Genomic DNA, 22,628 nt, shown 5'->3' with positions numbered 1-22,628 from the left:
CAAGGAGCCCCGCCATGAACCTGACCCGCCTCGCCGCCGCCACGGCCTTGCCCGTCCTGCTCGCCTGGGCCGCGAGCGGCGCATCGACCGCCGTCCCCGCCAGCGGCCCGCTCGCGGCCAAGGCGGTCAACGACACGCTGGGCGCGTCGCTGCGCGCCGACATGCCGACCGCGCTGAGCGCCTTGAAGGCGGCGCCGGTCGAGCAGTTCAACGCCAAGGACGCCGCGTTCCGCGCCTGCATGCTCGGCCGCCACGACCGCAGCGCGCCGCCGTACCTGGCCGGCACCGTCGCCGACCCGTTCGTGCGCAGCGTGCTCGGGGTGTACCAGCGTTACTGGTGGCGGGCGCTGCGCGATCCGGCGGTGCGTCCGGCCGAAGAAACGCGGCTGAAGACCGACCTGGCCGCGCTGCTCGCAGAGCCCGCGCCGGCGCCGACCGAAGAGGCCTTCGAGGGCTTGAACGAACGCATCAACGTCGAACTGCGCAAGCGCGGCTTCCATCCGCTGCAAGGCCGCACCCCGCCGCTGTACGACCTGATGCTGTGGGGCAAGCAGGAAGAACGCGCCTACACCGTCGACCTGCCGAGCGGCGAACGGCAGCCGGTGACGGTGTTCGTGATGGACGCCTGGGTCAGCCGCGGCTGGTCGCACTACACCTCGTGCGAGCGCACCGGCGCGGCCGGCTGGGCCAAGCCCGAAGGCCTGTTCGCGGTGCGCAGCGCCTACGGCGACATGAAGGGCGAGGACTTCCAGGTCAGCTTCCTCGGCCACGAGGCCCAGCACTTCGCCGACATGAAGCGCTGGCCGGACATGCCGCCCTGGATCCTGGAGTACCGGGCCAAGCTGGTCGAACTGGCCAAGGCCGAGACGACCCGCGAAAAACTGCTCGAGCGTTTCTATCGCAGTCAGGACGACGAACCCGATCACCCGCATCCCTATGCCAACAAGCGCGTCACCATCGAGGTGGCGACGAAACTCGGCCTGGCCGCGGACGCCGACCTGCGCAAGGCCGACCCGGATGCGGTGCGCCGCGCCGCGCGCGAAATACTGATCGCCGACACCCAGCGCCGCGAGGCCGAAGGCGATGCGAAGACCGGCGAAGTGAAGGCCGCGAAGTGAAAGCCGGCGCGGCGATGACCGGCAAGCAACGCCGGAAAATAAAGCCCGGCGGGTGAAGCCCAGCCAGTGAAGCCGGCCGCTGCGGCGAGCGCGGCTGCGGCGCCGCTCAGCCGGCCATGACGAAGGCCGGCGCGTGCGGCGAGGGCTGCCGCGCCGCGCGCGTCTCGCGGCGCTCGACCCGGGCGACCCGGCCTTCCTCCATCACGATCAATTGATCGGCGACATCGAAATAGCGGTCGTCGTGGGTGATCGCGACGATCGCTTTGCCGCGCGCCTTCAGCGCCGGCAGGATCTCGTGATAGAACACCGCCTTGAAGGTCGGGTCCTGGTCGGCGGCCCATTCGTCGAACAGATACAGCTCCTTGTCGTCGATGATCGAGGCCAGCAGGGCCATGCGCCGGCGCTGGCCGTCGGACAGGGCCAGGGTCGAGAAGCGCCCGTCGCGGTAGCTGACCTTGCGGTCCAGGTGCAGTGCCTTGAGGTAGTGGTCGACGGTCGCCTTGAGCCGGTCGTCGTCGGCGCCGAGGATCTGGTCGAACAGGTGGTAGTCCGAATAGATCGCGCTCACCGATTGCCGGTAGGTGCCGATCGAGTCGTCGCCGACGGCGTGTTCGCCGAAGTAGATGGCGCCGCCGACCGCGCGGTAGTGCAGGGTCAGCAATTTGCTCAGGGTCGACTTGCCCGAGCCGTTGCCGCCGACGATGAAGCTGATCTCGCCCTTGCGGAACTCCAGGTCGAGCGGGCCGACCCGGAAACCGTCGTCCTTGTCGTCCTTGCTGCCGTGGCGATAGCTGACCTGTTCGAAGCGGACGCTGTCCCAGCCGCGCGCCGGCTCCTGCACCGCCGAAATGGTTTCCTGCGGAATCTCCTCGAACAGCTTGGCCACGCGCTGGATCGATACCCGCGAGATCGAGATCTGCGGCAGGAAGCCGAGGATCGCCGAGATCGGCCCGGCGATGTACAGCAGGGCCATGATCACCCCGATCAACTGCTCGTTGCTGATCGTGCGGTAGTTGACCACGATGAACACGATCGAGCCGATCACGAAAAAGCTCAGCAGGTCGCCGTAGTTGCTGGCCGCGCGCAGGATCGTATAACCGGTCTTCTCGTCCTTCTGCACCGAGCGTTCGCAGTGCATCAGCACCTTGTCGAAGAAGGCCTCGCGCTTGGCGTCGTCGAGCTTGAGTTCCTTGATGCCGTGGATCAGGCCCTGGATCGATTCCTGCAGGTGGTCGAAGTGCTGGCGCGCGCTGTTGAAATAGCGCCCGCCGATCAGCATCGGAATCTGGTAGGTGACCACGCCGAAGGCGATGCAGCCGAGCACGAACCAGAACAGGTCGGCGTTGAGCACCAGCAGAAAGCCGAGCATGCCTAGCAGCATCACCAGGTTGATCAGCATGTCCGGGAACATGCGCGCGCCCAGCACGATGCGCGGCACGTCCGAGGTCAGCGCGGCGATCAGGCGCGAAGGGCCGATCTTCTCAAGCGCCGAGAGCGGCGCCTGGGCGATACGTTCGTACAGGCGCGTGCGCAGGCTGGAAGCGACGTCGATGGCGACCCGGGTCAGCACCACCTGCGACAAGGTGCGGGTGACCAGGATGAACACGCATACCAGGGTGAACACCAGGGCGAACGGCGCGTTGGCGATTTCCAGCGACAACAGCCGGGTCGGCGCGGCAGCGACCGTATGCAGCCGCGGGTCGCCCTGCTTGAGCACGTTCATCACCAGCGGGATCAACAGCGAATAGCAAATGCCGGACAGGCCGCCCAACAGGATCGAGAAGAACACCTTGTTGGGGGCGCGGCGCGAATACTCGGCGAACAATTTCATTCGGCGGCTCCTGTGGCCTGGCCGGCCCGCGCGACGGCGGGACGATCGTAGGCCGCCTCCAGCTTGCGGTATTCGACGTTGCGGAAGGATTCGACGCTGTCGTCGTAGTGCGGGCTGAACACGTTGCCGGACTGGCCGGTCGAGTTCATGTAGTGGTGCTGCACGGCATCTCGGCGCAGCGCGATGACCTGCCGGAAGCCGGCGCCGAAGGCCTGCAGATAGCCGTCCGAACCGGCATAGCTGGCGCCGGCGACATTGACCGAGTTCGGCGAGCCGCCGTTGCCGACCCGGCGTTCGAACAACTTGTCGAACGGCTTCCACTGGCTGAAAGGCATATGCCGGTAAACGGTGTGCTGCACGTCGCCCCAGCGCCAGCTGTCCATGCTCCAGTCGCCCTTGAGCTTGTACAGCTCCCACAGCGCGCGTTCCTGCGAGGCCGCCAGGGCCTGGTCGCAGCTTTCGCGTGCGGCAGTGGCGCGCCGGTCGCACCAGCCCGCGCCGTCGTTGCGCAGCAGTGCGGTCAGCTGATCCAGGCCGACGCCCTCGACGAGGCCTTCGAGAATGTCCTCGCCCTGGGTTTCGCCCCAGTTGGCTTGCAGGCGCTCGGCGTAGACGCGCTCGCGGAAATGGCGCATCCAGACATGGAAGATCGCCGCGGCCTGGCTGTCGGCGCGCATGTCGCCGTTCCAATCCTTCAAATGGCGGGCCGCCTGCGCGCGCCGGCCGGCCATGCTGTCGGAAGACTTGCCGTCCGAAAGCATGTTGTTGGAAAGCGCGGGCAGGCGCTTGCGCAACTCGCCGAACAGCGCCGCCGCTTCCAGGTCGAGGGTGTCGGCCTGGATCCGTTGCATGTCGGCCACGCCCAGGCGCTGGCCGGCGTCGATGCGTTCGCGCAGCAGTTGTTCGATGCGACGCGCGCGCGCCGGCGAGGCCCAGTCGTGCGAGACGAAATGCGGATAGGTCTCGCCGGCGACCTTGTTGTTGGCGGTGACGATGTAGCCCGACGGCGGGTTGTAGCTTTGCGGCCATTGCGCCGGCGGCACTTCGCCGGACCAGCCGTAGGCTTCGTCCCAGCCCGGCGAGGGCAGGGTGCCTTCGCCCTGTTTGCGCAGCGGCAGGCGGCCGGCGCCGAGGTAGCCGATGTTGCCCTCGCGGTCGGCATAGACCATGTTCATCGCCGGAGCGACGTGGAAGGCGAGCGCCTGGCGGAAGCCGTCCCAATCCTTGGCGTAGCCGAGACGGAAGAAGGCCTCGTAACTGGTGTCGCCGGGGTCGAGCCCGGTCCAGCGCAGCGCCACGGGTTGATCGAACACGCCGTAGCGGTCGCTGATGATCGGCCCGTGCCGGCTGGCGCGAACCTTCAAGGACACCGGCGCGTATTGCTCGCGCAACTGGCGCGGAAAATCGGCGCGCACTTCGATGCGTTCCTCGCGCACCGCGAAGGCCTGCCAGCCGGCGCCGGTTTCGTAGTGCTCGCTGGCGCGGTCGACGCGCTCGAAGAACAGGTCCTGGGTGTCGGCCATCATGTTGGTGCCGCCCCAGGCGAGCCGCTCGTTGCGTCCGAACACCACCACCGGCAAGCCGACCAGGCTCATGCCCGAGGTCTTCAATCCCGGCGCCTGGAGACTGACCGGATACCACAAGGACGGAATCTGCAGGCCCAGGTGCGGGTCGTTGGCGAGCAAGGCGGCGCCGTCGCCGGTCAGACGGCCGGCGACCACCCAGGCGTTGCTGCCGGTGTTCGGCACCGCCAGTCCGTAGTCGCGCTGCAACCGCGACTGCAGGCGGCCGATCGAGGCCAGCGGCGCCGCGTCGCGTGGGCCGAGAGCCGCCACCGTGGTCGGCGCATCGGCCGGGTAGTCGGGAAAGAACGGTTTCAACTGCGTCTGGTCGAGGCCGCGCTGGGCGACGTAGCGCGCGAGCTCGCGCTGGAAATTGCCGCCGAGGTCGAGGGCGAACATCTTGATCCAGGCCAGCGAATCGCGTTCGGTCCAGCGTTCTGGACGGATGCCGAACACGCGGAACTCGCTCGGCAGCGGATGGCCTTCGCCGATCCAGGCGTTGATGCCGGCGGTGTAGGCGGTGAGCGAACGTTGCGCCTGCGGGCTCAGCGCGGGCCAGGCCGTCGCGGTGGACTCGTACAGGCCTAGGGTGCGGAACCAGACGTCGGTATCGACGCTGTCCTTGCCGAATATCTCGCTGACCCGGCCGCGCGCCAGGCGCCGCTGCAGTTCCAGTTGCCACAGGCGGTCTTGCGCCTGCGCGTAACCCACTGCGAAGAACGCGTCGTCGTCGCTCGCGGCCTGGATGTGGACCATGCCGTCGGCATCGCGCCGGATCGTCGCCGGCGCCGACAGGCCGCGGCTGAGCTGCAGGGCCGGCGCCTGCGGCAGGCTCGCCTGCAGCGACGACCAGGTCCAGACCGACGCGGCCAGCAACGGTGCGACGACGATGGCCAGGAACCGCGAGGCGAGCGGAAACGAACTGAACAATGCAAAAAACTTCACCGATGCTCTCGCCATGATCGTGAAGGGGACGACTCCTTGTCTGCGCTCTCGACGCCGTCCCCACGGAGTGTCGATGCGTACGATCCTTGCGTGTTGCCGTTGTCATTGCCGAGCCTTGGCGCGGCACCACTGTCGCAGCCGTCGCGGTCAACGCGATGACCGCGGCGCGGGCGAACTGCCCGGGCGCCCGCGTCCTCGCCCATGCTGGCGGCTCGGCGTTGCAGGCCACGAGACGCGGGCATCGCGACGGGCGAGTAAGCCGGCCCGTGCGGCTAGCTAACGTCGTGCCGGCACCGCTCAGGCCAAACCGGCCGGCCGGGCAGCCGGGCAGTTGAGCCAGGCAAGCCGCGCAGGCTGGAGCGGCCGAGCCGATCTGCCGGCGTGCCCGCCCGCGGCGCCTTGGCTGCCGCCGATGCCGGTCGTGTCCTGTGCATCCCCCGGATGCCGTTTACCGTGTTTCGGATATTTCCCTGTTCCTTGGGGTCTCGATCCTTTGTTTGATGTTTCTTGAGTGCGATCACGTTGTCGGCTATCGCAATGATCATGCGCCTATGGCGTCCCCGGATCCTTGCTGATAGGCGGCGATCGAGTCGACGAGAACTGCTGTCGATGAAAGACCAACGTCACACAGCAATAGCTTAATGAGGATGTGCCGTCAATGAAACGGATCTCGCTCATGTAGGTGAATCGACCTGGATAAAAATGCGCCAGTGCACTCGAAAGTGGTGTTTTTCCGGGGGATTTACCGGATACATCGCCGTCGCTTCGGATAGGGCGCGTGCAGTGGAGTGTGTAGGCAGCACGTACCTGGCCGTATTTTTTATGTGATCGCGTTTCTGGTTCGTGTGGTTGTAGAGACTCAGTGCACAGATTGCATACGTACATTTGACGCGCTTGAGAGGCCAAGCGTATAAGCCTCGCGAGGCCCGATTACGCAAGGTGCAGTGGGAAGCGTCATGGGGCCCGGGGGTGCGCGGATCGCGTTGACGACCGTCGCATCGAGTGCGAACCGTCGGCATTAGGCTCGCACCGTCCGAACCGAATCGGCTCGGAGTCAGGGGGAAATCGAAAGGAAGTATCAGCGGCGGCGCGCGGCATTCGCGCGTCGATGGAGAGTTGTTGGTCCGCATATCGCATGAAGCGAAGCACGCCCGACATGGGGTCTTCGAACGGAAGCAGTTCAGTCAAGCAAAGGTTGCTCAAGGAAGTCAGCGTGCAAAGTTTTCCCGAAATCATGCTTCACCGCGCCCGAACCATGCCCGACGCCGTGGCCTGCCGCTTTTTCAAGGGCGCCTCGCTGGAGCCCGAGGTGTTCACCTTCGGTCACCTGTTCGAACAGGCGGCCGGACTGGCGGCGCGCCTGCAACAGCGCGGCCTGGCGGGCCAGCGCGCGGTGCTGGTGTGCAAATCGCAGCAAAGTTTCGTCGTCGCCTTCTATGCCTGCATGCTGGCCGGCGTGGTCGCGGTGCCGTCGGCGCCGCCGCGCCGGCAGGTGATGCAGAGCCGCCTGCAACTGATCGTCGGCGATGCCCAGGCGCGCGCGCTGCTGTTCGACGGCGACGAACTGCTCGACGCCGAACTCGAATTCGACGGCGAGCGATTGCTCAAGATCGACCTGCGCGAACACGACGCGGCCGGCCTGCGCGCAGACGCCGCACAATGGGCCCAGGCTTTTCCCGAGCCCTCGGCGCACGCCTTCTTCCAGTACACCTCTGGCTCGACCGGCGACCCCAAGGGCGTCGTGGTCAGCCACGGCAATCTGGTCCACAACTGCGCCGCGATTCAGGACGCGATGGAACTGTCGCCGGACTCGGTGCTATTCACCGCCTTGCCGCTGTTCCACGACATGGGCCTGGTCGGCGGCGTGCTGCAGCTGATGTACAGCGGTTGCCCGGCCGGCTTCATGTCGCCGTCGGAATTCGTGCAGTACCCGGAACGCTGGCTGCAGATCGTTTCGAAATTCGGCGTCACCGTCAGCGGCGGGCCGAACTTCATGTACGACCTGGCCGGACGCGCGATCAAGCCCGAACAGATCGCAGGCGTTGACCTGTCGTCGTGGCGGGTCGCGTTCTGCGGCGCCGAACCGATCCGCGCCGCCACCGTGGCGCGTTTCGCCGAGCGCTTCGGCGAGTACGGTTTCCGTGCCGAGTCTTTCTACCCCTGCTACGGCATGGCCGAGTCGACGTTGTTGATCACCGGCGTGCGCTGCGGCCAAGCGACCGCGGTCGATCGCCGCGACGGTGCGGCCGTGGTCGGTTGCGGCACGCCGCGCGCCGGCATGCGCCTGGCCGTCGTCGACCCCAAGACCCATCGCCGGGTGGCGGACGGCGAGGGCGGCGAGATCTGGGTGCACGGCGCCAGCGTCGCCCAGGGCTATTGGCGGCGCCCCGAGCTCAATGAAATCGCCTTCCACGCGCGCATGGACGGCGAAGCCGAAGCGGACGCGCCCGGTGGCTACCTGCGCACCGGCGACCTGGGCTATCTGCACGACGGCCAGTTGTTCGTCACCGGCCGGCTCAAGGACCTGATCATCGTCAACGGCCGCAAGTACGTGCCGCAGGACATCGAAGACGAGTGCGAGCAGAGCCACGAAGCGTTGCGCCAGTCCGGCGGCGCGGCCTTCGATGTCGTCGAAGGCGACAGCGGCCGGCTGGTGGTGGTGTTCGAACTCAAGCGCGAATGGCTGCGGCGCCACCCGCAGTGGCACGAGGTGATCGGCTCGATGCGCGCCTCGGTCAACGCCGCTTACGGATTGCCGGTGTCCGAGGTGGTGCTGATCAAGCCCGGCACCCTGCCGCGCACCTCGAGCGGCAAGGTGCGGCGCAACCAGTGTCGTACCGATTATCTCGCCGGTGCCTTGCAGCGCGCGGGATGACCGACCGCCCCGACGTGAGGGGGCGCGGGCGTTGCCCGCGACGACGACAAACGCAACGCCAGTGAATGCAGCGCCGGCCCTCGCGGGCCGGAAGACATGGAGCAGTTGGGGGCAGGGCAATGAGCAAGCGTGAACCGTGGTTGATCGATGCGATGGCCGAAGTGCTGGAGGTGGACCGTTCGCAGTTGTCGGCGACCGAGTCCTTCGCCGAACTCGGCGTGGATTCTCTGTTGGGGCTGCGCCTGACGCGCAAGCTGGAAGACCTGCTGGGCAGCGAAGTCGAACTGGAATGGCTGTTCGACCACCCCAGCGTGCGCCAGCTCGCGCGTTTCCTCGACGAGCGTTTCGGCGAGATCGAGGCCGCGCCCGTCGGCCGGGGTTGAAGCCGCCGATTCGACGAACCAAACCCTCCGCAGGCTGCTCATGGACGGTTCCGCGATCCGGAACCGAGCGGCCTGCTCAACGCGTCACGAAAGGAATCAGCGACATGAGCGAATTTCCGGTATCGCCCGCGACTCGCCACTGGCATAGCGCCGCGCCGCTCGCGCTCGAACTCGGGCAGAGCCTGCCCGGCTACACCTTGGGCTATCGCACCTGGGGCCAATTGTCGGCGGCCGGCGACAACGCCGTCGTCGTCTGCCATGCGTTGACCGGCTCGGCCGACGCCGCCGAGTGGTGGGAGCCGCTGTTCGGCGCCGGCAAGGCGCTCGACCCGGAACGCGATTTCATCGTCTGCAGCAACGCCCTCGGCAGTTGCTACGGCAGCACCGGGCCGGCCTCGCCGCATCCCGACGGCGGCCATTGGGGCTCGCGCTTTCCCAAGCTGACCATCCGCGACCAGGTGCGGGCGCAGATGGCGCTGGCCGATGCGCTCGGCATCCGCCGGATCAAGCTGGTGATCGGCGGCTCGATGGGCGGGCTGCAGACCCTCGAGTGGGCCCTGCTCGATCCGCAGCGGGTCGAGTCGATCGCGGTGATCGCCGCGAGCGCGCGCCACTCGGCCTGGTGCATCAGCTGGAGCGAGGCGCAGCGCCTGTCCCTGCGCGCCGACCCGAAGTTCTGCGGCGGCGACTACCCGCGCGAGGACGCGCCGCACGCCGGCCTCGGCGCCGCGCGCGCGATCGCGATGGCCACCTATCGCAGCCCGGCCTCGCTCGACGACCGCTATGGGCGCGCCAACGGCGCCTCGGTGTTCGATGTTCACGCCAAGCTTCCCGACGACTTCGCCGTGCGCGGCTGGATGCAGCATCATGCCGAGAATTTCGTCCGCCGATTTGACGCCAATTGCTATCTCGCGTTGATCGACGCGATGGACCAGCACGACGTCGGCCACGGCCGCGGCGGCGTCGGCGCCGCCCTGGCGAGCATCCGCCAGCCGGCCCTGATCGTGGCCATCTCCAGCGACGGCCTGTACCCGCCGGCCGAGCAGGAACTGCTGTGCGAATCGATTCCCGGCGCGCACTTCCTCGAGATCAACTCGCGCCACGGCCACGACGGTTTCCTCATCGATGCGGCCGCGATGGAACGCAGCATCGCCCAATTCCGCGGCGTCGCCGCGACCCCGGGCCACGGCGCCCGCTTCATCAACGCAGCGGAGGTCGCAACTTATGCTGGCTGATTACTCGCCCGTACGCATCCAGGCCCGCGACAGCGTGGTCGACGCCCACCGTGTCGACCTGGTGCTGATCGGCGCGCGCGGCAAGGTCGGCAGCGCCTTCCGGCGCCAGCTCGGCAATCGTCAGCCGGCGCTGTTGTCGGAGGCCAATCTCGATCTGCGCCTGCTCGCCGGTTTCGACCGCCGCGGCTTCGCCTTCGACACCCACGGCATCGTCCCCGAATCGATCGACGAGCACATGCCCGAGCGCGGCGCCGACGACGTCGAACGGTTGATGTCGCACGTCGGCCGCCGCGGCGGCGTACGCACCCTGGTGGTCGATTGCACCGCCAGCGACGAAATCGCCGATTTCTATCCGCGCCTGCTGATGGGCGGCATGGGCATCGTAGCGGCCAACAAGCGCGCCAACGCGCGCAGCCTGTCGAGCTATCGCGACCTGCAGCACGCCGCGCGCGAACGCGGCGTGCCCTACCGCTACGAGACCACGGTCGGCTCGGCGATTCCCTTGCTCGGCCCGCTGCGCGACCTGCGCCTGCGCGGCGAGCGGGTGATCTCGGTGCAGGGCGTGCTGTCGGGATCGCTGAGCTACATCCTGCACCGCATGCACGAGGGCTGTCTGTTCTCGGCCGCGGTCGCCGAAGCGCGCGCGCTCGGCTACACCGAGCCCGACCCGATGGAGGACCTGCGCGCGATCGACCTCAGCCGCAAGCTGCTGGTGCTGGCGCGCGAGGCCGGTTTCGCGATGGAACTCGAAGACCTGGTGATCGAGCCCTTCGCCGACCTCGACATCGCCACCGACGACCTGATCCCGGCCCTGCAGGTCGCCGATGCCGGCTGGAAGGCGCGCATCGCCAGCGCCCTGGAGCAGGGCGAGCGCTGGGTGGTGCTGGCCGAGGCCAGCCGCGAAGGCGGGCGCATCAACCTGCGCCGGGTGCCGGCGCATTCCTCGTTCGCGCAACTCGAACCCGGCCAGAACCTGATCTCGATTCGCACCGAACTGCAGGACCGCATGCCGCTGTGCGTCAGCGGCCCGGGCGCGGGGGTGGAGATCACCGCCGCGGGCGTGCTCAGCGACGTGGTCGCGGCCGCGGCGCACTGGACCCGGCAGGACTGAGCGCAGCGGCACAGGACCGCCGGCTTCGGGCCGGCTTCGGCAGGACGCGAATCGACAGGACGCGATAGATGAATCTGGACAAGGCCATCGACAGGCAGCGAACCGAGGATATGGACGCCTGGTTCCCGCTGTCCGCTGCGCAGCAGGGACGGTGGTTCCTGTACCGTTTCGACCCGGCGGGGCGCGGCAACCACAACAACGTGTTCGCCGTGGCCTTGCAGGGGCGGATCGAGCCGTCGGCTATCGCGCGTGCCCTGGACGACCTGGCCGCGCGTCATCCGATGCTGCGCGCGCGGGTGCGTTGCCTCGACGGCCGCGAGCCGGAGCAGTGCATCGCCGCCGCCGCGCAGGTACCGCTGTCGATCGTGGACGCGGGCGGGCTCGACGAAGACGAGTTGAAGGCGCGGGTCGGGGCAGACGCGTTGCGCGCGTTCGACGACGAATCTGCGCCGCTGGTGCGCGCGGCACTGTATGTGCGCGACGCGCGCGAGACGGTGCTGGCGTTGGCTTTCGATCATCTGGTCTGCGACGGTTGGTCGTACTGGCGCCTGCTCGAAGAGTTCGGCGCTTTGCTGTCGGGCACCGCGACCGGCATCGAATCGAGTGCGGCCGCCGCCAGCTATCGCGATTACGTCGCCTGGCAACGCGACTGGCTCGGCAGCGCCGAGGCCGAGCGCCAGTTCGCTTATTGGCAGGACCGCTTCGCCACGCGCGCGCCGGTGCTCGACCTGCCGAGCGACCGGCCGCGCCCGGCGCAGCCGAGCGGGGTGCAGGCGGTGGTGTCGCTGTCGCTGCCGGCGCCGACGGCGCAGGCCTTGACCGCTCTGGCCACGCGCCAGGCCGGGACCTTGTTCACCACCTTGCTGGCTGCGTACCAGATTCTGTTGCATCGCCTCAGCGGCCAGGACGAGATCGTGGTCGGTTCGCCGATGCCGGGCCGCAGCCGCCCTCAGTGGGACGGCGTGGTCGGCGACTTCGTCAACATGGTCGCCCTGCGCGCCAGCTTCGCCGAGCGCCAGAGCGTGGCCGAAGCGCTCCGCCTGGCCCGCAACGCCGCGCTCAAGGGCATGGCGCAGCAAGACTATCCGTTCTCGCGTCTGGTCGACCGCTTGCACGCCGGCCAGGACCGCGGCGAGCACCCGCTGTTCCAGAGCGTGTTCGTGTTCCAGAACGCGCGCCGCAGCCAGGACCTGGCGGCGCTGTGGAAGGCCGGCGCATCCGACGCCCCGGTGGCGTACTGGGGCGAGATCGGGCTGCGGCCGTTTCCGCTGCCGCAACGGCTCGGCAGCGACCGCATCGGACTGGCCTTGCAGGCGATGGAGTTCGACGACGGCCTGCGCTGCGATTTCGTCTACGACACCGATCTGTTCGATGAAGCCACGGTCGCGCGCTATGCGCAATGCTTCGAGGCGCTGCTGGACGGCATGATCGCCGATCCCCAGTGCCCGGTCGGCCGTCTGCCTTGGCTGCCGGCGGCCGAGCGCGAGTTGGTGCTGGAGCGCTTCAACGACACCGCCTTCGATTACCCGCGCGAGCGCCTGCTGCATCAGCCGTTCGAGGCGCAGGTGCGCTCGACGCCGGACGCGACCGCGCTGGTCTGCGGCGACGAGCGGCTGAGCTACGCCGAACTCAACCGCCGCGCCAATCGCATCGCCCATCGCCTGCTCGCGCTCGGCGTGCGCGCCGACGACCGCGTGGCGATCTGCCTGGAACGCGGCCCGGCCCTGGTCGCCGGCGTGCTCGGCATTCTCAAGGCCGGCGCGGCCTACGTGCCGCTGGACCCGAATTACCCGCCGGACCGGCTCGCCTACATGCTCGCCGACAGCGCGCCGATGGCGTTGTTGAGTCAGCAATCGCTGACCGGCTTGCTGGGCGAGGCGAGCGTGCCGGTGCTCATGGCCGACGACGCGGCTTTGACCGATCAGCCCGAGCACGACCCGGTCGTCGATGGCGTGACCGCGCGCCACTTGGCTTACGTGATCTACACCTCCGGCTCGACCGGCCAGCCCAAGGGCGTGGCGATCGAGCACGCCAACGCGGCCAACTTCATCGCCTGGGCGAATGCCAACTTCAGCCGCGAACAGCTCTCAAACACGCTGTTCTCGACCTCGATCAACTTCGACCTGGCGGTGTACGAGCTGTTCGCGCCGCTCAGCGTCGGCGCGCAGATCACCCTGGTGCGCGACGTGCTCGCGACCGATGCGGACAGCCCGCTGAGCCTGATCAACACCGTGCCTTCGGGCATCAACGCCTTGCTGCAGAGCGGCGGGGTGCCGGCGAGCACGCGCACGGTCAACCTGGCCGGCGAGCCGCTCAAGCGCGCGCTGGTCGAGCAGTTGTTCGACCAAACTGAGGTGACCACGGTCGCCAACCTGTACGGCCCGACCGAAACCACCACCTATTCGACCTGGGTGGCGATGGATCGCAACGGCGGCTTCGCCTCGCACATCGGCAGGCCGGTCGCGAACACCCGCATCTACATCGTCGATGCGCACCTGCAGCCGGTGCCGGTCGGCGTGGTCGGCGAGCTGTACATCGGCGGCGAAGGCGTGGCGCGCGGGTACCTGCATCGTCCGGAGCTGACCGCCGAGCGTTTCGTGCGCGATCCCTTCGTCGCCGACGAAGCCGCGCGCATGTACAAGACCGGCGACCTCGGCCGCTGGCGCGCCGACGGCACGATCGAATACCTGGGGCGCAACGACTTCCAGGTGAAGATCCGCGGTTTCCGCATCGAGCTCGGCGAGATCGAGTCCAAGCTGGCGGCCTGCGAGGGCGTGCGCGAAGCGGTGGTGGTGGCGCGCGAAGGCGAGGGCGGCGACAAGCGGCTGATCGCCTATGTGGTGCCGGACGATGGCGTCGGGCTGTCGGCCGCGAGCCTGCGCGAGCAGCTGTCGCGCAGCCTGGCCGAGTTCATGCTGCCGAGCGCGTTCGTGACTCTGGACGCGCTGCCGCTGACCCCGAACGGCAAGCTCGACCGCACGGCCTTGCCGGCGCCGGGCGACGAGGCGGTGATCCGCCGCGAATTCGAGGCGCCGCAGGGCGATACCGAAACCGCGCTCGCCGCGATCTGGTGCGAGCTGCTGGGCCTGGAACGGGTTGGCCGCCACGACCGGTTCTTCGAGCTGGGCGGCCATTCCTTGCTGGCCTTGCAGGCGGTGTCGCGAATTCGCCAGGCCGTCGGCGTCGATATCGCCCTGCGCGACCTGTTCGCACGTCCGACCCTGGCGGCGCTGGCCGCTCATGCCGATGCGCTGGAGGCGCCGCGGGTGGCCTCGTTCGAGCCGATCCGGCCGGTGGCGCGCGATGCGGCGTTGCCGTTGTCGTGGCCGCAGCAGCGCCTGTGGTTCCTCAATCAGCTCGACAGCGCCGCCGGCGCCGCCTATCACATGTGCGCGGCCCTGCACGTGCGCGGCAAGCTCGACCGCGGCGCTCTGCAGGCGGCGCTGGACCGGGTCGTCGCCCGCCACGAAAGCCTGCGCACGGTGTTCGTCGAGCAGCAGGGCGAGCCGCGCCAGTCGATCGGCCCGGCCGACACCGGCTTCCAACTGGTCGACCACGACCTGCGCCATCTCGACCCCGGCTCGCGCGCCCTGGCCGCGGCCGAGCACGGCGCGGCCGAAGCGGCGGCGCCGTTCGATCTCGCCCGCGGCCCGCTGATCCGCGGCCGTCTGTTGCTGCTGTCCTCGGACGAACACATCCTGCTGTTCACTCAGCACCACATCATTTCCGACGGTTGGTCGATCGGCCTGCTGATCAAGGAAGTCAGCGCGCTGTACGCGGCGCTGCGCCAGGGACAGCCCGATCCGCTGCCGCCGCTGTCGATCCAGTACGCCGACTACGCCGCCTGGCAGCGCGAACAGTTGCAGGGCGATCGGCTGCGCGAACTCGGCGAGTTCTGGCGCGCGCAGCTGAGCGGCGCGCCGGTGTTGCTGGAGCTGCCGAGCGATCGGCCGCGGCCGCCGCTGCAGAGCTATGCCGGCGATAGCGTGCCGCTGCGGGTGCCGGCCGCGCTCACGACCGGGCTGCGCACCTGGGCGCAGGGGCAGGGCGCTACCTTGTTCATGGCCTTGCTGACTGCCTGGTCGATCCTGCTGTCGCGCTTGAGCGGGCAGGACGAGGTGGTGGTCGGTACGCCGGTGGCGAACCGCCAGCATCCGCAGACCGAGCCGCTGATCGGCTTCTTCGTCAACGCCCTGGCCTTGCGCGTGAGCCTGCGCGAGGACCCGAGCGCGGCGCAGTTGCTGGCGCGGGTGCGCGCGGTCGCGCTCGACGCCTACGAGCACCAGGACCTGCCGTTCGAGCAGGTCGTCGATGCCTTGCAGCCGGCGCGCACGCTCAGCCACAGTCCGCTGTTCCAGGCGATGCTGTCGCTGGACAACACGCCCGGCGGCGCCACCCTGAACCTGCCGGGCCTGAGCCTGAGCCCACTGGCCACGGCGCAGAGCACCACCCGCTTCGACCTGTCGCTGGCGCTGCGCGAGTCCGGCGACGAGATCGTCGGCGAACTGGAATACGCCACCGACCTGTTCGAGCGCGAAACCATCGAGCGTTACGCCGGCTACTTCGTGCGCCTGCTGGAAGCGATGGTCGCCGACGCCCAGTGCCCGGTCGGCCGCCTGCCTTGGCTGCCGGCGGCCGAGCGCGAGTTGGTGCTGGAGCGTTTCAACGACACCGCCTTCGATTACCCGCGCGAGCGCCTGCTGCATCAGCCGTTCGAGACGCAGGTGCGCTCGACGCCGGACGCGACCGCGCTGGTCTGCGGCGACGAGCGGCTGAGCTACGCCGAACTCAACCGCCGCGCCAATCGCATCGCCCATCGCCTGCTCGCGCTCGGCGTGCGCGCCGACGACCGCGTGGCGATCTGCCTGGAACGTGGCCCGGCCTTGGTCGCCGGCGTGCTCGGCGTTCTCAAGGCCGGCGCCGCCTACGTGCCGCTGGACCCGAATTACCCGCCGGACCGGCTCGCCTACATGCTCGCCGACAGCGCGCCGATGGCGTTGTTGAGTCAGCAATCGCTGACCGGCTTGCTGGGCGAGGCGAGCGTGCCGGTGCTCATGGCCGACGACGCGGCCCTGAATGGTCAGCCCGAGCACGACCCAGTCGTCGATGGCGTGACCGCGCGCCACTTGGCCTACGTGATCTACACCTCCGGCTCGACCGGCCAGCCCAAGGGCGTGGCGATCGAGCACGCCAACGCGGCCAACTTCATCGCCTGGGCGAATGCCAACTTCAGCCGCGAACAGCTCTCAAACACGCTGTTCTCGACCTCGATCAACTTCGACCTGGCGGTGTACGAGCTGTTCGCGCCGCTCAGCGTCGGCGCGCAGATCACCCTGGTGCGCGACGTGCTCGCGACCGATGCCGCGAGCCCGCTGAGCCTGATCAACACCGTGCCTTCGGGCATAAACGCCTTGCTGCAGAGCGGCGGGGTGCCGGCGAGCACGCGCACGGTCAACCTGGCCGGCGAGCCGCTCAAGCGCGCGCTGGTCGAGCAGTTGTTCGCCCAAACTGAGGTGACCACGGTCGCCAACCTGTACGGCCCGACCGAAACCACCACCTATTCGACCTGGGTGGCGATGGATCGCAGCGGCGGCTTCGCCTCGCACATCGGCAAGCCGGTCGCGAACACCCGCATCTACATCGTCGATGCGCACCTGCAGCCGGTGCCGGTCGGCGTGGTCGGCGAGCTGTACATCGGCGGCGAAGGCGTGGCGCGCGGGTACCTGCATCGTCCGGAGCTGACCGCCGAGCGTTTCGTGCGCGATCCCTTCGTCGCCGACGAAGCCGCGCGCATGTACAAGACCGGCGACCTCGGCCGCTGGTGCGCCGACGGCACGATCGAATATCTGGGGCGCAACGACTTCCAGGTGAAGATCCGCGGTTTCCGCATCGAGCTCGGCGAGATCGAGTCCAGGCTGGCGGCCTGCGAGGGCGTGCGCGAAGCGGTGGTGGTGGCGCGCGAAGGCGAGGGCGGCGACAAGCGGCTGATCGCCTATGTGGTGCCGGACGACGGCATCGCGCTGTCGGCCGCGAGCCTGCGCGAGCAGCTGTCGCGCAGCCTGGCCGAGTTCATGCTGCCGAGCGCGTTCGTGACCCTGGACGCGCTGCCGCTGACCCCGAACGGCAAGCTCGACCGCAAGGCCTTGCCGGCGCCGGGCGACGAGGCGGTGATCCGCCGCGAATTCGAGGCGCCGCAGAGCGATACCGAAACCGCGCTCGCCGCGATCTGGTGCGAGCTGCTGGGCCTGGAGCGGGTCGGCCGCCACGACCGGTTCTTCGAGCTGGGCGGCAGTTCGCTGGTCATCACCCGGCTCGGCTTCGAGATCCGCCAGCGCTACGGCATCAACGCCAACGTCGGCGAGCTGTACGGACGCCAGGCGCTGAAGGACATGGCCGCCTACGTGGAACAGCAATCGCCGCGCCTGCGCCGCGAAACCGACGACGCGACGGTCATCGAATTCGACCTCTAGCCGTGTCCGCGGCGGCACTGCGGTACCCGAACGACACATTCAGGAATGGAAACGGCAAGGACATGAGCATGCAGCAGCGCTACTACCTCAGGGAGAACGTCTATTTCGAGCCGCTGGTGCTCAAGTGGTACGCCTGGCCCTACCTGCTGCCGCCGGTCAGCGCGGCGATGAACATCACCGGCCGCAGCCTGCGCCTGATGAAATCCTTCGTCGCCAACCACCAGCTGCATCTGGCCGCGAGCAAGAACCCGGAGCTGTCGGGCGGCGACTTCGTCAACTGCAGCGAAGACCAGCTCGACAACGTGCGCGGGCTGATCCGCGACATCGAGCACACCCATCAGGATTACCTGGACCTGCGCAAGGCGGTGGCCAAGCTCAACGAAATGCTGGAACAGGCCAAGGGCCTGTCGCTGGAGCCGTTGTACGCGCAGGTGCCCGAAGCGCTGCGCGGCTACGTCGAGCTGATCTACGACATGAACCACAACGCCTCGTTCCGGCTGATCGAAGGCCTGATCTACGAAAGTCCGTTGTACAAGCCGCTGGCGCAGAGCGTCTCGCTCGGCCTGCTCGGGAAGGTCAAGGAGCGCCCGTTCGTGCTCAGCTCGCCGCGCCTGCCCGACGAGAACCACCTGCACGTCGAGGTGCCGTTCGTGCACGACTTCATCGACGGCCTGTTCGCCGCGCGCGGCACGCCGATCGAGCGCGAGCAGATCGACCGTTTGTTCGAAGGCGTGGGCCTGCAGGGCGGGCTGACCGTCGACGAGTTGTTCACCACCGAGCCGCCGAAGGCGACGCGCGCGCCGCTGGAAGGGCGGCTGCGGGTCAGCTACCTGGGCCACGCCGGCCTGCTTCTGGAGACCGACCGCACCAGCATCCTGGTCGACCCGATCATCGCGGTGCGCGACGAGGCCAACGGCGACCGCGTGCTGAGCTTCAGCGAGCTGCCCGAAACCATCGACTACGTCTGCCTGACCCATACCCACATGGACCATGTCTGCGTGGAGACCCTGCTGCAGCTGCGCCACAAGATCGGCGAGGTGCTGGTGCCCAAGAACGGCGGCGGCAGCATCGTCGACCCCTCGATCAAGCTGATGCTGCAGACCATCGGCTTCAAGGTGCGCGAGTTCGAGGACATGGAAATCCTGGACTGCGTCGACGGACGCATCCGCGCGATTCCCTTCCTCGGCGAACATGCCGACCTGCACATTCGCTCCAAGACCGCGTGGTACTTCGAGTTCGCCGGGCAGAAGATCTTCTCCGGCGCCGACTCCTCCAGCCTGGACGAGCGCATGTACGAGCGCATCCAGAAGGTGATCGGCCACGTCGACCTGCTGTTCATCGGCATGGAATGCGTCGGCGCGCCGATGAGCTGGCTGTACGGCTCGCTGTTCACCAAGCCGATTCCGCGCGAGATCAACGAGTCGCGCCGCTTCAACGGCTCCGACTGCGCCTCGGCCCGGAAGATGATCGAGATCTTCAAACCTTCGCAGGTCTACGTCTACGCGCTCGGCATGGAGCCTTGGTTCAAGTACTTCATGGGCATGGACTACACCGAGGATGCGCGCCAGATCCAGGAGTCGAGCCAACTGCTCGAATTCTGCGCCGCCCGCCAGGTGCAGTCCGGGCGTCTGTTCGCCAAGCAGGTCTGGAACTTCAGTTGATGCGCACCGCGGCGGCCGACAGACGCGTCGCGGCGACAAGGAATGCAACGTCGGGCGGCCGCCGGCCGCGGCGGTCTCACAGGATTACAGGGAATTCGCTAATGTTTCTTTTCGAGCTGGTGCAGTACGTCGAACATAACGGCATCGACATCAAGGTCGTCGACGGCAAGTTGCGCATCACCGGCGACCAAGCCTTGCTGACCGACGAGGTCAAGGCGACGATGAAGCGCTACAAGGCCGAGCTGTCGGCCTATTACGCGCGCTTGTCGCAGGACGCGATCCCCGCGCGCGTCGGCGAGGGGTCGTATCCGCTTTCGTTCGCCCAGCAGCGCCTGTACTTCCTGTACCAGTACGACCCGCAGCTGACCAGCTTCATCCTGCCGATGGAGCTGGAACTGCGCGGCGAACTCGATGTCGCCGGGTTCCGCGACGCGGTCGCGGCGGTGGTCCAGCGCCACCCGATCTACCGCACCACTTACCACGTCGAAGCCGGCGTGCCGCGCCAGCGCTTCGACGCCGGACGCATCTTCGAGGTCGGTTTCCGCGACTTCAGCGAGGCCACCGGGGCCGCGCGCGAGGCCGGCCTGGCCGAATGCCGCCGCGACGTCTCCGAGCGCCCGTTCGACCTCGGCGAGGAACTGCCGCTGCGGGTGCACCTGCTCAAGCGCGGCGCCGGCGACTACACCCTGCTGGTCGGCTTTCACCACATCGCCACCGACGAGTGGTCGATCCAGCAGTTCGTCCACGAAGTCTCGCGGATCTACCGCGATCGCGGCCACGCCCGGGTCGCGGTCGAACCGGTGTCCTACCTCGACTACGCTGCCTGGCAGGTCGAACAATACGAGGCCGGCGGTTACCAGGTGTCGCGTTCGTACTGGCAGCACCAGCTCGACGGGATCAAGGGCGTGCTGGAGCTGCCGCTGGACTTCCCGCGCCCGGCGCTGCAGACCTACAACGGCGCCCAACTCGCCCGCCCGCTGCCGACCGCATTGAGCGGCAAGGTCGGCGCCTTCCTGCGCAGCCGCGGCCTGCCCGAGTTCGGCTTCTATCTCGGCGTCTGCCATCTGCTGCTCAACAAGCTCAGCGGCGAGAACGACATCGTGGTCGGCACCGACGTGTTCGGCCGCGACCACGCCGACCTGCGCGACATGGCCGGCTTCTTCGTCAACCAGCTGGCCCTGCGCAGCCGGATCCACCCGGAAACGCCGGTCGGCGAGTATCTGGCCCAGGCCGGCATCGCCGCGATGGATTCGCTGCGCTACCAGGACATGCCCTTCGACAAGGTCGTCGACGCCCTCGGCATCGAACGCGACGCGGCCTATTCGCCGGTGTTCCAGGTCAAATTCCTGTACGAGCGCGCGGCGCGCAAGCTGGAGCTGTTCGACGAGGTCGAGGCGAGCGAACGCGCATCCTTCGGCACCCGTTCGCAATACGACCTGACCCTGAAAGTGCAGGGCGACCAGGTCATCGCCTACTACAACACCGACCTGTTCCGCGCCGGCACGGTCGAGGCTTGGCTGGATCTGTATCTCGCCCTGCTCGAGGAGGTCGTCGAGCAGCCGCAGCGCCCGGTCGCCGAGCTGCTGCAGGACCGGCTGGCCCAGCGCTATGCCGCCTTTACCCAGGGCGAGCAACGCCCGGTCGACCACGCCGGCCTGTTCGCCCGCATCGACGCCGCGGTGGCGGCGAACCCGCAGGCGATCGCGGTGCGCGCCGTCGACGGCGAGGCCAGTTACGCCCAGTTCGACGCGCGCGTGCGCCAGATCGCCGCGCGCCTGCTGGCGATGGGCATAGCCAAGGGCGACAAGGTCGCCGTGCACCTGGACCGATCGATCGATCTGGCCGCGGCGACGGTCGCGGTGATGCGCGCCGGCGCGGTGTTCGTGCCGCTGGACCCGAGCTATCCGCGCGAGCACATCGACTACACCTTGGTCGACAGCGGCGCCGGCGTGGTCGTGACCCAGTCGAGCCTGGCCGACCACCTGCCGGAGTTCTACGGCTTCGTGCTCGATCTCGACAACCTGCCGACCCCGCCCGCCGACATCGCCGCGCCGGCCTATCCGGTGCTGGGCGCCGAAGACGTCGCCTATCTGCTCTACACCTCCGGCTCGACCGGGCGGCCGAAGGGCGCGCTGGTCCCGCACGGCGCCTTCGCCAACCTGTGCGACTGGTATGTCCGCTTCTGCGATCTGGACCCGGGCAGCCGGGTGCTGTTGATGATCCCGATCGGCTTCGATGCCTCGATCAAGAACATCTTCGCCCCGCTGATGGCCGGCGGCACCCTGGTGCTGGCACGTCCGGACCTGTTCGATCCGGCGTCGCAACTGCGCCAGATCGAGCAGACCGGGGTGAGCCTGATCAACTGCGCGCCGAGCGCGATGTACGCCCTGCTCAAGCACGACGCCGGCAACGGCTATCGCTCGCTGCGCAGCTTGCGCCTGCTCGCGCTCGGCGGCGAAGCCCTGGACCTGAGCCTGCTGCGGCCGTGGCTGGCCAGCGAGGCCTGCCAGGCCGAGCTCGCCAACATCTACGGCCCGACCGAGTGCACCGACATCTCGGTGGTGTACAAGGCCGGCCGCGAGGAATGGCTGCAGCGCTCGCAGGTGGTGATCGGCCGCCCGATCCAGAACGCCCAGGCCTACATCGTCGACGCCGGCCTGCGCCTGTGCGCGCCGGGTGTGGCGGGCGAACTGGTGATCGCCGGCCGCGGCGTCGCCGCGGGCTACCACAACCTCGAGGACGCCAGCGCGCGCAGCTTCGTGCGCTCGCCGCTCGCCGACTCGCCGATTTACCGCACCGGCGATGTCTGCCGCTACGACGAGGACGGCCAGATCGTTTACCTCGGCCGCCGCGACGGACAGATCAAGATCCGCGGCAAGCGCGTAGAGACGGCGGAAATCGTCGCCCAGCTCGCCGCCTTGCTGCCGGCGCGCAAGATCAGCGTGCAGCTGTACGCCGCCAACGGCATGGAGCTGTTGCTGGCCTTCATCGACGGCGGCGCCGCCGCGGTCGGCGTCGACGAGCTCAAGCACCGCCTGGCCCAGCGCCTGCCGCGGCACATGGTGCCGGCGCAGATCCTGTTCGTCGAACGCATGCCGTTGACGCCGAACGGCAAGATCTGCGGCAAGTCGCTGACCGCGCTGTTCGAAGCCCAGCGCGCCAACGCCGAAGCGGTCGACGAAACCCTCGACGAGACCGAGCGCCTGATCGCCTCGGTCTGGGAGCAGTTGCTCGGCGTGCAGGGGATCGAGCGCGGCTCGGACTTCTTCTCGCTCGGCGGCGATTCGATATTCTCGATCCAGCTGGTGGCCGAACTGCAGGCGCACGGGATCAAGGTCTCGGTCGCCGACATCTTCAAGCACCCGACCCTGGGCCAGCTCGCCGGCCTCGCCGCGCGCAACGCGGCCGCGGCCGGCGACGAAGGCGCCGCCGACGGC

At 68.3% G+C, this 22,628-nt stretch carries 10 protein-coding genes; 8 read left to right on the top strand and 2 right to left on the bottom strand.

Features of this window, described 5'->3' with window-relative positions:
- The first annotated feature begins 14 nt into the window (after positions 1-14).
- On the top strand, positions 15-1,118 hold the full coding sequence (locus ACSAMQ_RS13185) for a hypothetical protein (protein ID WP_435396087.1): 1,104 nt from the start codon (positions 15-17) through the stop codon (positions 1,116-1,118).
- Positions 1,119-1,224: 106 nt separating this feature from the next.
- Here the strand turns inward: ACSAMQ_RS13185 and ACSAMQ_RS13180 are convergent, their stop codons facing one another.
- Positions 1,225-2,949 (bottom strand): cyclic peptide export ABC transporter, encoded by a 1,725-nt coding sequence (locus tag ACSAMQ_RS13180; protein ID WP_435396086.1) that lies wholly within the window; start codon positions 2,947-2,949, stop codon positions 1,225-1,227.
- Positions 2,946-5,456, bottom strand: coding sequence for a penicillin acylase family protein (locus ACSAMQ_RS13175; protein ID WP_435396085.1), 2,511 nt, complete (start codon positions 5,454-5,456; stop codon positions 2,946-2,948). The genes ACSAMQ_RS13180 and ACSAMQ_RS13175 overlap by 4 nt, the downstream gene beginning before the upstream one ends.
- Before the next feature lie 1,108 nt (positions 5,457-6,564).
- Between ACSAMQ_RS13175 and ACSAMQ_RS13170 the strand changes: the two genes are divergently transcribed.
- The 7 genes from ACSAMQ_RS13170 to ACSAMQ_RS13140 all read left to right on the top strand — a co-directional run.
- A complete protein-coding gene (locus ACSAMQ_RS13170; protein WP_435396084.1) occupies positions 6,565-8,331 on the top strand; it encodes a fatty acyl-AMP ligase in 1,767 nt (588 codons plus the stop codon).
- A 119-nt stretch (positions 8,332-8,450) separates the two neighbouring features.
- Positions 8,451-8,714, top strand: coding sequence for an acyl carrier protein (locus tag ACSAMQ_RS13165; RefSeq protein WP_435396083.1), 264 nt, complete (start codon positions 8,451-8,453; stop codon positions 8,712-8,714).
- A 104-nt stretch (positions 8,715-8,818) separates the two neighbouring features.
- Complete coding sequence (gene metX / locus ACSAMQ_RS13160; protein ID WP_435396082.1) at positions 8,819-9,949, top strand: homoserine O-acetyltransferase MetX; 1,131 nt, start codon at positions 8,819-8,821, stop codon at positions 9,947-9,949.
- Positions 9,939-11,060 carry a hypothetical protein gene (locus tag ACSAMQ_RS13155; protein ID WP_435396081.1) on the top strand — a complete coding sequence of 374 codons (1,122 nt, stop codon included), beginning with the start codon at positions 9,939-9,941 and terminating at the stop codon, positions 11,058-11,060. The genes metX and ACSAMQ_RS13155 overlap by 11 nt, the downstream gene beginning before the upstream one ends.
- A gap of 68 nt (positions 11,061-11,128) precedes the next feature.
- Positions 11,129-17,530 (top strand): amino acid adenylation domain-containing protein, encoded by a 6,402-nt coding sequence (locus ACSAMQ_RS13150; protein WP_435396080.1) that lies wholly within the window; start codon positions 11,129-11,131, stop codon positions 17,528-17,530.
- Between the two features lie 62 nt (positions 17,531-17,592).
- Positions 17,593-19,191, top strand: a complete 1,599-nt coding sequence (locus ACSAMQ_RS13145) for an MBL fold metallo-hydrolase (protein ID WP_435396079.1) — start codon at positions 17,593-17,595, stop codon at positions 19,189-19,191.
- 101 nt (positions 19,192-19,292) lie between these two features.
- Positions 19,293-22,628 (top strand): amino acid adenylation domain-containing protein (locus ACSAMQ_RS13140; RefSeq protein WP_435396078.1); only part of this gene is annotated, 3,336 nt, incomplete at its 3' end.

Origin of the sequence: Lysobacter sp. 1R34A (assembly GCF_051217035.1) — a bacterium.
Lineage (GTDB): Bacteria > Pseudomonadota > Gammaproteobacteria > Xanthomonadales > Xanthomonadaceae > Lysobacter.
Note: the sequence above shows the minus strand (reverse complement) of the source record. Positions and strands in the feature narration are given on the sequence as shown.